15 protein-coding genes and 1 pseudogene are annotated in these 13,816 nt (G+C 59.9%); 8 read left to right on the forward strand and 8 right to left on the reverse strand.

Annotation, left to right across the window (positions count from 1 at the left end; translation table 11 throughout):
- Positions 1 to 46 precede the first annotated feature (46 nt).
- Positions 47 to 388 (reverse strand): IS3 family transposase, encoded by a 342-nt coding sequence (locus tag HMPREF3149_RS07210; protein WP_005531138.1) that lies wholly within the window; start codon positions 386 to 388, stop codon positions 47 to 49.
- Positions 389 to 793: 405 nt separating this feature from the next.
- On the opposite strand from HMPREF3149_RS07210, the gene HMPREF3149_RS13590 reads away from it, so the two are divergent.
- On the forward strand, positions 794 to 2,071 hold the full coding sequence (locus tag HMPREF3149_RS13590; RefSeq protein WP_070537276.1) for a Fic family protein: 1,278 nt from the start codon (positions 794 to 796) through the stop codon (positions 2,069 to 2,071).
- 141 nt (positions 2,072 to 2,212) lie between these two features.
- Here HMPREF3149_RS13590 and HMPREF3149_RS07220 read toward each other — a convergent pair whose 3' ends face one another.
- Positions 2,213 to 3,373 (reverse strand): RtcB family protein, encoded by a 1,161-nt coding sequence (locus HMPREF3149_RS07220; protein WP_042529098.1) that lies wholly within the window; start codon positions 3,371 to 3,373, stop codon positions 2,213 to 2,215.
- 543 nt (positions 3,374 to 3,916) lie between these two features.
- Here HMPREF3149_RS07220 and HMPREF3149_RS07225 point away from each other — a divergent pair.
- From HMPREF3149_RS07225 to HMPREF3149_RS07235, 3 genes and pseudogenes are all read left to right on the forward strand, one after another.
- Positions 3,917 to 4,519: pseudogene (locus HMPREF3149_RS07225) on the forward strand (hypothetical protein); the annotation flags it as partial.
- Between the two features lie 107 nt (positions 4,520 to 4,626).
- Positions 4,627 to 5,649 carry a divalent metal cation transporter gene (locus tag HMPREF3149_RS07230; RefSeq protein WP_141741473.1) on the forward strand — a complete coding sequence of 341 codons (1,023 nt, stop codon included), beginning with the start codon at positions 4,627 to 4,629 and terminating at the stop codon, positions 5,647 to 5,649.
- 6 nt (positions 5,650 to 5,655) lie between these two features.
- Positions 5,656 to 6,036 carry a hypothetical protein gene (locus tag HMPREF3149_RS07235; RefSeq protein WP_070537279.1) on the forward strand — a complete coding sequence of 127 codons (381 nt, stop codon included), beginning with the start codon at positions 5,656 to 5,658 and terminating at the stop codon, positions 6,034 to 6,036.
- A gap of 125 nt (positions 6,037 to 6,161) precedes the next feature.
- Here the strand turns inward: HMPREF3149_RS07235 and HMPREF3149_RS07240 are convergent, their stop codons facing one another.
- Positions 6,162 to 7,319 carry a YihY/virulence factor BrkB family protein gene (locus tag HMPREF3149_RS07240; protein WP_070537280.1) on the reverse strand — a complete coding sequence of 386 codons (1,158 nt, stop codon included), beginning with the start codon at positions 7,317 to 7,319 and terminating at the stop codon, positions 6,162 to 6,164.
- An 83-nt stretch (positions 7,320 to 7,402) separates the two neighbouring features.
- Here HMPREF3149_RS07240 and HMPREF3149_RS07245 point away from each other — a divergent pair, with 83 nt between their 5' ends.
- Positions 7,403 to 7,879, forward strand: a complete 477-nt coding sequence (locus HMPREF3149_RS07245; protein WP_070537281.1) for an S-ribosylhomocysteine lyase — start codon at positions 7,403 to 7,405, stop codon at positions 7,877 to 7,879.
- Here the strand turns inward: HMPREF3149_RS07245 and HMPREF3149_RS07250 are convergent.
- Positions 7,876 to 8,988, reverse strand: a complete 1,113-nt coding sequence (locus HMPREF3149_RS07250) for a UDP-N-acetylmuramate dehydrogenase (RefSeq protein ID WP_070537282.1) — start codon at positions 8,986 to 8,988, stop codon at positions 7,876 to 7,878. The two genes, HMPREF3149_RS07245 and HMPREF3149_RS07250, sit on opposite strands and share 4 nt — an antisense overlap.
- A 24-nt stretch (positions 8,989 to 9,012) precedes the next feature.
- Here HMPREF3149_RS07250 and HMPREF3149_RS07255 point away from each other — a divergent pair, with 24 nt between their 5' ends.
- Genes HMPREF3149_RS07255 through HMPREF3149_RS07265 form a run of 3 tightly spaced genes read left to right on the forward strand, consistent with a single transcriptional unit; the run spans position 9,013 to position 11,158 of the window.
- Entirely contained in the window at positions 9,013 to 9,504 is a 492-nt protein-coding gene (locus HMPREF3149_RS07255; protein WP_042529081.1) for a DUF2505 domain-containing protein, read from the forward strand.
- Positions 9,505 to 9,533: 29 nt separating this feature from the next.
- On the forward strand, positions 9,534 to 10,334 hold the full coding sequence (locus HMPREF3149_RS07260) for a class I SAM-dependent methyltransferase (RefSeq protein ID WP_070537283.1): 801 nt from the start codon (positions 9,534 to 9,536) through the stop codon (positions 10,332 to 10,334).
- Between the two features lie 23 nt (positions 10,335 to 10,357).
- Positions 10,358 to 11,158: an LmeA family phospholipid-binding protein gene (locus tag HMPREF3149_RS07265; protein WP_042529077.1), complete on the forward strand. Its 801-nt coding sequence runs from the start codon at positions 10,358 to 10,360 to the stop codon at positions 11,156 to 11,158.
- Between the two features lie 6 nt (positions 11,159 to 11,164).
- Here the strand turns inward: HMPREF3149_RS07265 and HMPREF3149_RS07270 are convergent, their stop codons facing one another.
- From HMPREF3149_RS07270 to HMPREF3149_RS07285, 4 genes are read right to left on the reverse strand one after another with little or no spacing between them, the layout of a single operon-like run.
- Positions 11,165 to 11,605 (reverse strand): deoxyribose-phosphate aldolase, encoded by a 441-nt coding sequence (locus tag HMPREF3149_RS07270; protein ID WP_070537284.1) that lies wholly within the window; start codon positions 11,603 to 11,605, stop codon positions 11,165 to 11,167.
- Positions 11,605 to 11,895, reverse strand: coding sequence for a DUF2516 family protein (locus HMPREF3149_RS07275; RefSeq protein WP_042529073.1), 291 nt, complete (start codon positions 11,893 to 11,895; stop codon positions 11,605 to 11,607). Before HMPREF3149_RS07275 ends, HMPREF3149_RS07270 begins: the two co-directional genes overlap by 1 nt.
- Before the next feature lie 3 nt (positions 11,896 to 11,898).
- Positions 11,899 to 12,342 carry a CGLAU_01105 family protein gene (locus HMPREF3149_RS07280; RefSeq protein ID WP_070537286.1) on the reverse strand — a complete coding sequence of 148 codons (444 nt, stop codon included), beginning with the start codon at positions 12,340 to 12,342 and terminating at the stop codon, positions 11,899 to 11,901.
- A 15-nt stretch (positions 12,343 to 12,357) separates the two neighbouring features.
- Positions 12,358 to 13,677, reverse strand: a complete 1,320-nt coding sequence (locus tag HMPREF3149_RS07285; RefSeq protein ID WP_070537285.1) for a DUF445 domain-containing protein — start codon at positions 13,675 to 13,677, stop codon at positions 12,358 to 12,360.
- Positions 13,678 to 13,816: the final 139 nt, after the last annotated feature.

A 13,816-nucleotide genomic window follows, 5' to 3' on the forward strand; every position in this document is an offset into this window, starting at 1 on the left:
CTACGCACTCCGAAACCGGAAGAGCCCCTTTGTCGCGCACAGTGGTCTAGACCCTGCGCTTCTTTTGAAATCCGAACAGGTTCTGGGCCCGCATCAAACGTGCCACCTTTTTGCGATTGATCCGCTTGGCAGGGGTTGTAGCACCGTCGCGACGTGTGGGGTCGTTGAGTTCGGCGGTGATGCGACGAGCGCCCCACACGCCGTTTTCAGCGTCGAAAATGGTCTGGATCTCCGCGGCCACCACAGCGTCATCTAAAAGGCGCGCACGGCGCCGCGGAGCCGAGTTCTTCCACTTGTAATACGAAGACCGATTTAAGCCCAGGACTGTGCACATCCGCTTGACCGAGTAGTCGGGGATATGGTCACAAGTGAACTGGAAGCGGATCACCAGGTCGTCTCTTTAAGCAAAATACTTCGCGGCCTTGCGCAGAATATCGCGCTCTTCACGAAGCCGCTGGCTTTCGCGCTCTCGCCGACGGATTCTTTCCGTATCAGCCAGCTTTTCTGTGGGCGACGCTGCATCATCATCCTCGGCGACGTTGGTGCCGAATTGCTAGTACCAATACCCCAAAATCGAGCGATTGGTTCCGATAATCTTTTCCACTCATCCAGAACCATACGAAGCATAGGACCGTATCAAACGTCTTTAACAAAGCGGTGACTCACGATAAGAGTTATCTGGCGCATTGCGCTCGCAGTCCACCGGGATAACGGCTATCCCGGTAAACTAGGATATCAATCTACCAAGATAAACCTTATCCCCAATGCCCCAAGCGCATGAGAGGAGTCAACTGTGGCAAAGACAGTCGAATTGGAATGGATCCCCGCTGATGGCAGCGGTCTTTCTCGACGCGCCAAACAAGGAGGTAAGTATCACGCTTTCGTTCCCGATCCACTTGCAGGCATGTCGTTAAAGCTTCCGTCCGAGCTCTCGCGACGTATCGTTCGCATCGAGCGGGAGATTCACAATCTTGGGATGAGAGACAATACCCACTCCCTTGAAGGAGTTGCGCGACTCCTGCTCCGTTCTGAGGCCGTCGCTTCCTCCCGGATCGAGGGAATTGCTCCGAACTCCGACAAAGTGGCCATGGCGATCCTCGCGCGTGAATCAGATTCCGACATTCGGGGTTTCAAAGAATCCGCAACAGCTGTCGCCCGCAATGTCGCCATCCTCGACACCATCAATGCAGACTTGGCTTACAAAGACGAGCTGGTCCTGGATGACCTTGTTGCAATACAGACAGCGCTCGTTGCAGAAAAGCCTTTACAAGGAGTACGTACTACTCAAAACTGGATTGGCGGATCTAACTATCACCCCATCGATGCAGCTTTTGTTCCCCCGCCTCCCGTGCAAGTCCCGGAACTCCTCGATGATCTCATTGAATACTTCAACGGGGCAGACCACGCCGCGCTCGTTCAAGCAGCGCTCGTTCATGCACAGTTCGAGACCATCCACCCATTCCCGGATGGGAATGGACGCGTGGGGCGAGCCATGATTCACGCGCTTTTACAGCGCAGAGGGCTCACCGATGCTGCGGTTCTCCCCGTCAGTATGGTTCTGGCAACGCTCGGTGACCGTTACGTCAACGGACTCACGAAATTCCGCGAGGGTGACGTGCTGGCATGGATCTCTTTCTTCGTCGAGGCTGCACAAGTCGCCACCACCAAAGCAGCTGAACTTGCGGATAGCGTCGCCGCCCTAGAAGCAGAATGGATGGACAAGGTAAATCACCACCGCACTGCGCAAGGAAGCAAGCGCGCATTGAAATCAAATTCGACGGAGTTCCAACTGCTCAAGAAGCTTCCTGCTATGCCTTTGGTCACGGTGTCCATCGTGAAGTCCGAGCTGGGGATTTCATCGACAAGCACGGCCCGAGATTCTCTCGATTCACTCACCGACGCTGGCATTCTACGTAAGAAAGTCATCGGTGCGGGCGGGCTTCTCGGTTACTTCGCTGACGATGTTTTCATGCTGGTCGACGATGCTGAACGCCAACTCGCCTCGACGCAGTTTAATACTCAGCTTTCACCTCCGACCGGCCGAGCAGTTCCAGCCCTTCGCGATAAATAAGCAGTAATCAATAGTGGTCACGCACTTCGTTTCCTTGCATAAGGCAAAGCGTCGTGCTGATGCGACGCTGCAGGAGGAGGGGGGCGTCGGAAAGCTCAAAAGAGACCGTCACTAAAAGTGACGGTCCCATCATGGCGCAGGTTAGGTGCCCTTGACGTTGAGGATCTGGCGCAGGGTGTGCTTGACCTCGACGAGCTGGGCGGCATCGGCCATCACGCAGTCGATGTCCTTGTAGGCGTCCGGAATCTCATCGACGAACTCGGCGCCGGGACGGTAGACGATGCCTTCCATGCGTGCGGCAAGGTCCGCCTCGGTGAAGCGGGCCTTGGCCTGGGTGCGCGACATGACGCGACCCGCGCCGTGCGGCGCAGACTTGAGGCCCGGCGGGTAGCCCTTGCCTTCCACGACGTAGCTAGTGGTGCCCATCGAGCCGGGGATGAGGCCGAGGTCGCCTTCGTCCGCCTTGATGGCGCCCTTACGCGTGAGCCACACGTTCTTACCGTAGTGGTTCTCGCGCTGGGTGTAGTTGTGGTGGCAATTGATGCGCTCGAGCTCGAGGGTCTCGCGATCCGCGCCGGACCAGGTGGCGACGCAGTCGAGGAAGCGGTCCATCATCTCATCGCGGTTGAGCAGCGCAAAGTGCTGTGCCCAGTGGAGATCCGCAATGTAGGAGTCGAACTCTTCCGTGCCCTCGACGAGGTAGGCCAGGTCCTTGTCCGCGAGCTGGATCCAATGCTTCTCGCAGTGGCGCTGCGCGGCCTTGATGTGTTTCTGGGCAATCTTGTTGCCCACGCCGCGCGAGCCAGAATGCAGGAACAGCCAGACGCGGTCCTCTTCGTCGAGACACAGCTCGATGAAGTGGTTGCCACCGCCCAAGCTGCCCAGCTGCTGACGCCAGTTTTTGGAGTGGCCGAGATCCACGCCGGTGTCCTGGGCCAGCTGCGCGAGCTCACGCGTACGAGCCTCGGTGCGCGGGTCCATGATCCAACCGTTGTAATTGCCGGGCGAGAGCGGAATGGAGTCTTCGACTGCGGTGCGCAGGTCCTCGAGCGCGAAGTCCTGGATATCCGCGTGCGTGAGGTGGGTCCGCACGGCAATCATGCCGCAGCCGATGTCCACGCCGACGGCCGCCGGGATGACGGCACGCAGCGTGCCGAAGACGGTGCCGACCGAGGAGCCCTTGCCAAAGTGGGCATCAGGCATGAGCGCCACGTGTGGGTAGACGAAGGGCAGGTCAGCGACGAGTTGTGCCTGCGCCACCGTCTTGTCTTCAACAATGGAGGCGAAGTTGTGCAGGCGCATAAGAGAGCCTTTCTCTGCGTTTACGTAACGCAGTTCGTGAGAAAGGGCCTGCTTGGGCGGCTGACTTGTGAGTTGTGCGCGCGGGTCGCGCGGCTGGCACCAACGTCCGGGATAAGCAGGGCCGCTTTCCCGGGAAATGGTCAAGTCAGCCTATTAGAAGAGTTGCTTAAAGAAGCGTCCTAGCGGCTGATTGTTATGGGTCATCATCGCGGTTCGCCTCCTTTAGCTTTCTCGTTCTTCTTTCGGGCTGTTAGTGCTGCGTGTGAACCTACACGATGTACGCGATTTCTACAAGCAATTAATGATGCAAGGAAATTCACCCAGCCACGAAAACTTGACACCGTCCATTCAACCGCATTCACTGCCTGCTCATTTGTTCGTCCGTCTGGCGGGGTGTCGTGCGCCGTGACAAGCTTCGTTTAATCGTTCAGCCCGCCTCGCCCTAGTCGAGAGTGGGCTGGATCTTTATCTTGGTTATGCAGCAAGAGTGCACTGGGCAAGGCCGACGTCGTGGTCGCCGGCGGCATCGACGAGCGCTTCATCTCCCGCGCCAACGACCCGAACGAGTCCGAGCTGCACTCCATCCTGTGGCCGGCGATTGGCCGCGACGCGGATCAACCGATGTTTGTCATCTCCCAAAAGACGCTCACCGGCCACTCCAAAGCCGGCGCCGCGCTCTTCCAGACCGGCGGTATCATCGACGTCTTCCGCACGCACCGCATCCCGGCGAACGTGTCCCTGGACTGCGTCGACCCGCTCATCGCCCCGAAGGCGCCGAACCTGGTGTGGCTGCACTCCCCGCTGGACCTCGGCTCTGCGGGCCACAGCGTGAAGGCCGCGGCGCTGACCTCGCTGGGCTTCGGCCACGTCAGCGCGCTCATCGTCTACGCCCACCCAGGCGTGTTTGAGCAGGCCGTATCCCAGCAGCGCGGGGCGGTTGCCGCCTCCTCGTGGCGTGAGCGTGCCGAGCAGCGCCTGCGTGCTGGCCGCGCCCATTTCGAGGCTGGCATGCTGGGCCGTGCACCGTTGTTTGAGGTCATCGAGGGCCGCCGCCTGCCGGCTCACAACGCCAAGGCTGCGGAAATCGCGATGCTTCTCGACGACTCCGCGCGCCTCGGCGGCGATGGCACGTTCCCAGCGGCGTAGTGCCTTTCCGGGAAGCGGGAACTCTCCCCGCTTCCCGGGTCACGGGCTCACGCGGCGATTATTATGAGGTTCCACTCACCTCTCCTCCCTTCTGAAAGAGCCACCTGATGACTCAGCCTCCATATCCACCGCACACTCCGCCCCCTCGTCCTGGTCAGCAAGGCTCGGGCCAGCAAGGTCCACCGCAGCAGAACCCGTATGCCACTAACCAGCCCTTCACACCATTGAGCTCCCCTTATGGCACCGCCGGCGGATATGAAGCACCCCAGCCAGGGCCTTCTAAGACAAAGTCCAGTCTTGGAATTGCTGCCACGGCACTGGCGGTTGTGGGCACCATTATCTCCTGCATCCCTGTTATTTACGTCGTGGGCTGGATCATGCTCGCCGTAGCGTTTATATGCGGCATCCTCTCACTTTTCCTCAGCAACCAGTCAACGCTGTGGGGCGTGGCCGGGCTACTCATTTCCGTCGTGGGATGCTTCTTGGCCTCGATAGTCTTTTTCTTCTTTATGGCCGCTAAAATTATGGGCTCTCTGCCGGACACCACCCTTGATCCGGGGTCGGAAAGTTCCATTGTGGGGACGACGGTGCGGCCGTGGGGCGAGGAGGGGACGTCGGAAAGCACAAGCTCCCCTACCCCCATCTTGACTGAGTACTTCAATAGCGTTCCCGACGAAAACGGCAACCAGGTCCTGGAGGACGGCACCCCTGGTTCGCGCTCAAACCCCATGCCTCTCAACACCACGTTGAACGGACCTGAATGGGCGGTGGACGTCAGCAACCTCAACTTCGACGGTACTGACGAGGTCATGGCTGCGGACCCGTCCTATGAAAAGCCAGAAGGCGGTCGCAAGTACTTAGTTTTTGACTTGACGCTGACGTACACCGGTAATGAGACTGACGCTAGCTCGGAGATGGCGTTCCTCTACTTCGACCCTGGCGAGGAGGAGAACGGGCAACCCATCAAGTGGGACGTCGATGGGTTTATGGACGTGGACACCCCTTTCCAGCCGCAGGAGAAGCGTACCGGCAGAGTTGCTGTCAGCGTGCCGGAGAACGGCGCTGAAGACGGTACCTTCGGGATTATCGCGCCTGGCACTGAGATTCCCTTCTTCCTCGCATTGAAATAGGACACTATGACACAACCTCCCCAGCATCCCTCCGGTTTCCAGCCCTCACACATCCCGCCTCCACAGAATGGGCCGTATGGCCAACAGAACTTCTACGGTGCCGCGCAGCCGCCACAACCGCCGCAGCCGCAATCCAACGTTATGGGAATCATCGCCTTCATCGCGGCGCTGATCGGATTTGTTCTTGCCTGCCTGCCCTTCATGTTCCTGTTTGACACGGTTTTTCTCGGCACTGCCGTCATTTTGGGATTTGCTGGTTTGTTCATGAAAGACCAGAGGAACCTCTGGCCCATCATCGCGCTGTGCACCGCAGCGGTGGGAGCAGTCCTCGGCTTCATCATTGAGCTCGTACTGACCATCGGCCTATTCGTGGTGATGGAAGGATGAGTCCACGTGGGAAGGCATGTTCACTTGCTGCGACCATTGGGCTTTGAAACCCGAAAACTAGACGGTACATCAGTCAACTCTGACGACGAGCTTTACAAGCCACTGTCGAAGAAGAAAGGTCGCACCTACTCCTCCACCTGTGCCTGCCGAGCGCTATCTGAAATCTCACGCGCCTTGTGCTCAAGGCGTTTCTGAGCACGGGCTTGCGCGCGGGAGGACGCATCGGAGCGCGGCGGAGCCTGAATGAAGCGCTCCGAATGCATCCCGAGTTGAAGTTCCTTTGCACGCAGTACCTCAGCATCAACTTTGACGCCGACAATAAGCACAGTGTTCATCAGCCAAATGGCCATGAAGAAGGCAAGGACGGTACTCAACGCACCATAAGCGCTGGCCGCGGCAAGATACATGATGTACAGTCCGAACAACCCCCAGACCCCAACAGTGCCCACCAGCGCCACCACCGAACCGTACGTAATCCAGCGAAAACGACTCGGGCGCACGTTAGGACTGAAGTGGTAGAGCACCGCAATCAGCGTAAGAACCACGACCACCGTGACAGGAAAACGCAACCAATTCCACACGGGGAGAAAGGCCTGAACCAGGTAGGTAGCGGCATCTTCAAGCCCCACCCGACGGGCAAAGGGGAAGATAGCCTCGCTAATGACAGTGTCACGCAACAAATTAGCAAAGAGCACAATGACCGCACCGATGACAATAATGGCGGTGAGCCCCCACATCAGCGACCACGTGCGAATAATGCCGCGGCCTTCCACACGCCCATACACCGTATTGGCTGTGCGCGCGAAAGCCCGCACATACGCCGACGCAGAAAACAAGGAAATAGCCAACGACACGATCAGGGCCAAGGTACCTTGGGCGCTTGAACCGATAATCGCGCTGACAACGACATTCGCTTCCTCCGAAAAGGAACTGGGAATGTACTGTTCAATGAACTGCGAGGTCATCCGCTCTACTTCCTCCCTGCGGGAGGAAAAAATAAGGGTAGCGATGGAATAGGCTGCTAGTACCGTGGGCGCAAACGCCATGAGCGTGAAATACGTCATTCCGGCAGCACGGTCCATGAAAGCATCGTGGAAGAAGTCATTCCACGTGCGGCGCAAGACTAGCCCCCAGCTCTCCAGGCGAAGGCGATTGTCTTTAGCAAAAGGATCACGTGCGTCATCGTGGCCTTCGACTTCCAGGATGGTCGAGCTATTCCACGGCACGATCGTCTCTGGTCTCTCGACCGGGGTGGCATTGCCCCCGATCTCCTCTTCACTCATGTCTGTCCAGCGTATGCGGTACAGCCCGCATTCAGGGGCAGGACACTCGGAACACAACAAGGCCGTGATTACACTGGGGAGGCATGACTGAGAACAACGCCGAGAATAAGATCAACGTGAAGTCTTTCGAACTCGACCACCGCAAGGTGGCTGCTCCTTATATTCGTGTGGCCGACCGCACCGACCTGGGCGGCGGCGTCGAAATTATCAAGTATGACCTGCGCTTCTGCCAGCCTAACAAGGCACACCTCGGCACGGAGGCGCTGCACTCGGTCGAGCACATGATGGCCAACTACATGCGCAACTACACCGATAAGCTCATTGGCTTTGCCCCGATGGGTTGCCGCACCGGCTTCTATGCCATCACCAACGGCATGGAGCAGGATGAGCTACTCCGCGCCGTCGAGGGCGCGCTCAATGACATTCTCACCGCCACCGAGGTTCCCGCCGCCAACGAGGTGCAGTGTGGCTGGGGCGCCCACCACTCCCTCGAGGGCGCGCAGGAGGCTGCGCGTGATTTCCTAGCAGCCAAGGATGAGTGGCTCAACGTGATGGCCTAAATACTCACACCCAGCCAGATGGGCTCCGGCTCCAGAGTGACGCCGAAGGCCTTCTCAACCCCGGCGCGAATCTCGCGGGCAAGGGCGACGATGTCGTCTGCAGTGGCCTCACCGCGGTTGGTCAGGGCCAGGGTGTGCTTGGTGGACAGCGTTGCCCGCGCACCGGACTGTTGGCCCGGGTAGCCCTTGGCAAAGCCGGCGCGTTCGATGAGCCAGGCGGCGGAGAGTTTTTCCTTTTTCTCCGACGTGGTAGAAGGCACCGCATGGCGGGGCATGCGGTCCGCATCCTCGTCGCCGCGGGCGGCGCGGACGGCTTCTTGGATGGAATCGGCGAGCTTCGGTTCCACGATGGGGTTGGTAAAGAAGGAACCGGCCGACCAGGTGTCATGGTCCTCTGGGTCGAGCACCATACCCTTGCTGCGGCGCAGCGCCAGTACTTCTTCGCGGACTTCGGCGACGGGGCGGCGCTCCCCGGGGTTCTGGGTGAGTTGGCCAAAGCGAAGGGGCTTCGACAGGCCATCGGTGGTGAGCTGCAGCTCAATGGCCAGCACCACGCCGCGCCCAGTGAACTTCAAGTTGGAGTAGCGATACGCCAGCTCCAAGTCCTCAGCTGGCACCCACGATGCGGTACGAGTAGCGCGCTCGTAGAGGTAGACCTGCGTGAGAACGTCGGACGTCTCAGCGCCGTACGCGCCCACGTTCTGCACCGGCACGGCACCGGCATTGCCTGGGATACCGGAGAGGCACTCAATGCCACCCAGGCCGCAGTCCACGGACAGAGCCACGACGTCATCCCACATGGCACCTGCGTCTGCACGGAGGAGTCCATCCGCCACGGAGGCATCGATGTCATCGAAATCGAGGATGACAACCACGACATCGAGCTGGCCTTCGGCCACGACCAGGTTGGATCCGCCGCCGACGACGAGGTAGTCCTGGGAGGCGTCGTCAAGCGCGGCCAACGCTGCAATCGCCGCTTCCGCACTGGCACAACGCACCGCCACCAGCGGGGCGCCACCAATGCGCAAGGTGGTGAGATCAGCAAAGGTGGTCTCGGAATCGAGAGTGACACCGTCCAGTTCAGCGAGGGTCATGAATTTATCTAGCACGTCTACCAAGGTAGTCTGTAACTCATGTCAACCCGTAGCGAAAACACCGTTATCATCAACCAGCCAATCGATAAGGTGCACAAGGCACTGACCACCCAGGAATACTGGGACTTCATTGTGGCTAAGCTGTCCCCGGAACCGGGCACCGTGCACGAGTTCACCGGCAACACCGCCGTGCTCTTCGAGATTCTGCCGACCTCCCTCCTGCCGGAGGCCGTGCGCGCCATGGTCTCCCAGGACCTCAAGGAGAAGCGCACCGTGACCATCGGCGAGGTTGTCGATGATCAGATGTCCGTCTCCTTCGTCGCTGACGTCAAGGGCACCCCGGTCGACTTCAAGGGTGACATCACCTACAAGGGCCAGGGCGAGACCACTGCTCTGGATTACGTCACCGAGGTATCCGTCAACATCCCGATGATGGGCGCAGCCATTGAGCCGAAGGTGGCCGAGGCACTGCAGGAGCTCTACACCAACGAGGGCAAGCTCACCGAAGAGTGGATCTCCAACAACCTCTAACACACGACCTCTGATACACGTCTGTTGCCATGGCCGATCACGCGCATAACCTGCGAGCGCAGGAAAGCGCTGGTCGGCCTTTTGGCGTTATTACCCGGGGTACGACAAACCCCAACCGTCTGCGCCGTTGTGACCGCTGGATGGTGGCGCATCCAGAGATTTCTTTCCTGCTGCGCTCCACGCACGAGCCGCTGGCTCTCGACGTCGGCTACGGCGCCTCCCACACCACGACGGTGGAGTGGGCAGGCTGGCTGCGCCGCATCAATCCGCGTACCCGGGTGACGGGTTTGGAGATTTCCCCCGAGCGCGTCCTGCCACCGCGTGATGGCGTCACCTTTGAACTCGGCGGTTTCGAGCTGGCAGGCTACCGTCCGCAGCTCGTGCGCGCGTTTAATGTGCTGCGCCAATACGATGTGGACCAGGTGGAAAAGGCGTGGCAGACGGTGACCTCAGGTCTCGCTCCCGGTGGGTTCTTCGTGGAAGGAACCTGCGACGAGTTGGGGCGCAGGGCCGCCTGGGTGCTTCTCGACGCCTCCGGGCCCCGCACACTTACCCTCGCCTGGGATCCCTTCGATGTGGAGCGACCGAGTGATCTAGCGGAGCGACTTCCTAAAATCCTGATCCATAAGAATGTTCCCGGCGAGCCCATCCACGAGCTCTTGCAGGCGGCTGACGACGCCTGGGATCGCGCCGCCGGATGGGCTCCCTATGGCCCGCGAGTGCGGTGGCGCATGGCCCGGCAAAGCCTGAGCATGGTCCACCCAGTGCATCGCCGCCTGCGAGATAACGTGCTCACAGTTGATTGGGACGTTGTAGTTGGCGGACTTTAAGACCATGCGCCACACTGGTAGTCATGGCTTCTTCTACATCTCGTGCCGCAACGGCCTGGAAAATCTTCATCGGCGTGCTGGTAGCGCTCCTGCTCATCATTTTGCTAGCTGAACTGGGACTGCGCTGGTTCCTGGGCACCCAGATGAAGGACCAGTTTGTCCAGTCCGCCAAGGACCAAGGCGTGGAGACGTCGGAAGAACCAGAGGTGAGCTTTGGCGCCAGCCCGATGATCTTTGGCATGCTCAACGGCAAGATCCCGCAGATGGATATGAAGACCCCGTCCACTCTGAAGATTGAGGGCACCAACATCACCGGCCAGCCAGCGGCAGATGTCCACGTGGAGGACATGACGTTGTCCAAGGAACCGGTGGCGGGCTCCCTGCGCGCCTCAACCACGGTTCCGGATCAGTTCCTGCTCGCCAGCTTCCAGAAGGCCATTGCGGACCAGTCCGGCTATGACGCCCTAGGCAACCTCGTCGTCACGGGGATTACTGCCCACGATGCGGAAGATAACCTCTCCGTGGAATTTGCTGGCGGATTAGCTGAGCTCGCGCTCAAGCCCGAAGCCCGCGATGGCAAGCTCGCCATCAACGCCGAGAAGGCCTCCCTGTTCGGCTTCGACCTTCCAGAGCAGGCCACCACGGCGATCTCTGATGCCCTAGCGGAGGGTATGGCGGAGCAGCTGGCGGGTCAGCAACTCACCTTCGAATCCGTCGATGTCGGTGCTGGCGAGGTCACCCTCACCATGGTCGGCCAGAATGTACCGATGAGCGAACTTGATGCTGCTACGGCTCCTGCGCCAGCAACCGCCCCCGCCAACTAGCCTGGTTCAGAAGCGTTCAATCGGCAGCTGGGAGTCCAGAGTAGGAAGCTCGCCGTCGTCTGAAACGACGAGGCACTGATAGCCCGCCTGCTCAGCAGTATGGGCGAGCTTGGCGACGGACAGGGAAGCGTCTGTGGGGAGGATGAGGCCGAGGCGCACGGGAAGGGGGCAAGCCTCGCGGAGGGTGACAAGCTCGGAGAGGAGCGAGGTGACGTCGCCAAGCGCAGCGTCCACCGCAACCCACACCTCCGCCGCACCGGATTGCACAGCCAGACGTGCCTCCGCGGCCTTCACCAGGGAGTGGTGGCGTCCAGTGGGATAGCCTGCCACGGCGATGATGTGCTCGGCCTTGTCGGCCGCAAGGACGTGGTGTGGTGACACAACAACCCGCTGGCGAGGCGACTGCGCACGGACCTCCTCAAGGGAGGCCTGAAGAAGAACCTGCATCAGTAGGAGTAATCGCCGTTGATGATGGCTTTAAGCTGCGGGCGCACATCGAACCAGTACAGGCCAGTGATGATGGCACCTACCCATCTGACAAACGGCAGCGGCGTGTTCATCAGCAGTGCTGAACCGGCTAACAGGCCTACCCAGACCCACTTGTTCTGGCGATCCCCGGCACGGAAGGCGTCCTCACGGGTCATGGCGGCGAGGATAGCGCCCAGCAGTGCGAAGAGAGACACCGCCATAAAGGTGTAGCGCGGTATCGAGGCAATAATGTCAAGAAAAGTGTGCATTAATTAATTCTCGTCAACGACTTCGCCGTCAATGATGTTGTCCTTCGGCTTCGGTGAATAGGGATTACGCGGGCTCTGCGGCGTCTGACTCTCAGCGCGCTTGTCCTTGGCGTTGTTGATGGCCTCCTCAACACCCTCACGGGTCTCAGTGAAGGCAGTGGAGAAATCCTCACGCGCTTTCTCGAAGGATTCCGAATTACGGGTCTCACGCGCGGCGGAGGACACGGACTCGCCGATGTTCTTCGCCGTGGACGTCACGCGGTCCAGGAAGGATTCCTCCTTGGAAGTACCGTCACCCATGCCGGCAGCATCGGCGGCACGCGCAATGCGGTCTGCCTGCGCGCTCTGGGCTTGGTTCTGGCGCTCCTCCTTGAAGCGGCCACCGAAGTCTTTGGCCACATCAAAAGCAGAAGTACCGGCATTCTTGATTGAGTCAAATACGGACATGGTCATAACTCCTTGTTAGATGCCAAAAAGCAGATGGTTAACAGTGTAGATAACCAGACCAGCCAGCGCACCCACCACGGTGCCGTTCAGACGAATGAACTGCAGGTCCTTGCCCACCATGAGCTCAATGTTCTGGGAGGCTTCCTCCGCATCCCAGCGCTTGATGGTCTCCGGGATAATCGCGATGATTTCTGGCGCGAACTTCTCCACGGCATAGCGCGCGGCCTTGTCCACGAGCTCGTTGGCTTGGGCTAGGAACTCGGAATCCTCCAACAAGCGGTGCGCCAGTTCCTTCACCTTGGACGTAACCTTCTGGCGTAGGAAGGACTCCGGGTCATTGAGCTGGTCAATGAGCGTGGACGATACCGTACCCCACATCGCCGCCGGTGCCTTCTGTACTTGGTCGGAGGCCAGCATCTCCTGCTTAATTCCCTCGATGCGCCCGCGCATGTCCTCATCCCACTGCAGGTCCGCGGCCAGCTTGGACAAGTTACGGCGTATAGCCAGGCGGGCTTCGTGGTTGCCGTTGTGGCGAACCTCGTTGGCAAATTCAACGAGCTCGGTATAAACCTTCTCCCCCACCATCTCGCGGGCAAAGCGCGGCGCCCAGCCCGGCATGCGTTCGTCGATAGCCGTGACCACGGTGGACTCCATGCCGAGAATCTTCCCGTGTGCCCACTCAATGAGGTCATCCTCGAGCGGCCGGGCCTTGCCGTCCGCAATGTAGCCCTCCAACAGCCTGCCCATCGGCGGTCCCCACTCCGGTTCAGCGAGGCGGTCCATGACTTGGGTCTTGATAAAGTGCTCCGCCTCCGCCGCGTCCAAATCCGACACCACGCTGGCGGCACGCTCACCAATCCACGCGGAGACCTCCTCTGCCTTGCCGGGTTCCACGCCCTGGCGCGCCAGCCACAGCGGAATCTCGGCCTCGCGCACCTTGGCGCTGAGCGCATCCGCGGTGAGGAAGTTCTCCTCCACGAAGTCCTTGAGCGCATCACCCACGCGGTCCTTGTTGTTAGGAATCAGCGCGGTGTGCGGGATGGGCAGGCCCATGGGTCGGCGGAACAGCGCGGTGACCGCAAACCAGTCCGCCAGTCCACCGACCATGCCGGCCTCGGCCGCCGCGCGCACGTACCCCACCCAGACGGGAGCCCCGCTTGCCGACGCCTGCCACCACGAGCACCCCAAAAAGATCACTGCCGCCACAATGAGGAAGGACAGCGCAATCGCCTTCCAGCGGCGCAGGTCCGCCCGACGGGCCTCCTGGTTTCCTGGCTGCGGCACAAACGACGTCTCCTGAGTCGGCTCAAGCCCTGCGTCTGCGCGGTGCGTCATGGGTGGTTCTCCTTGGGGTCTTAGAAGCTAAAAAGAATGGGCACATGTCATCTTCAATCCCACTGAACAACACTAGTTGGTACAAAGGGCGCCCTGAATTAGGGAGGTTATGTGATGTCTAGCGACATTTTGGACACGG

It is taken from the genome of Corynebacterium sp. HMSC05E07, assembly GCF_001807225.1.
GTDB classification, from domain to species: domain Bacteria; phylum Actinomycetota; class Actinomycetes; order Mycobacteriales; family Mycobacteriaceae; genus Corynebacterium; species Corynebacterium singulare.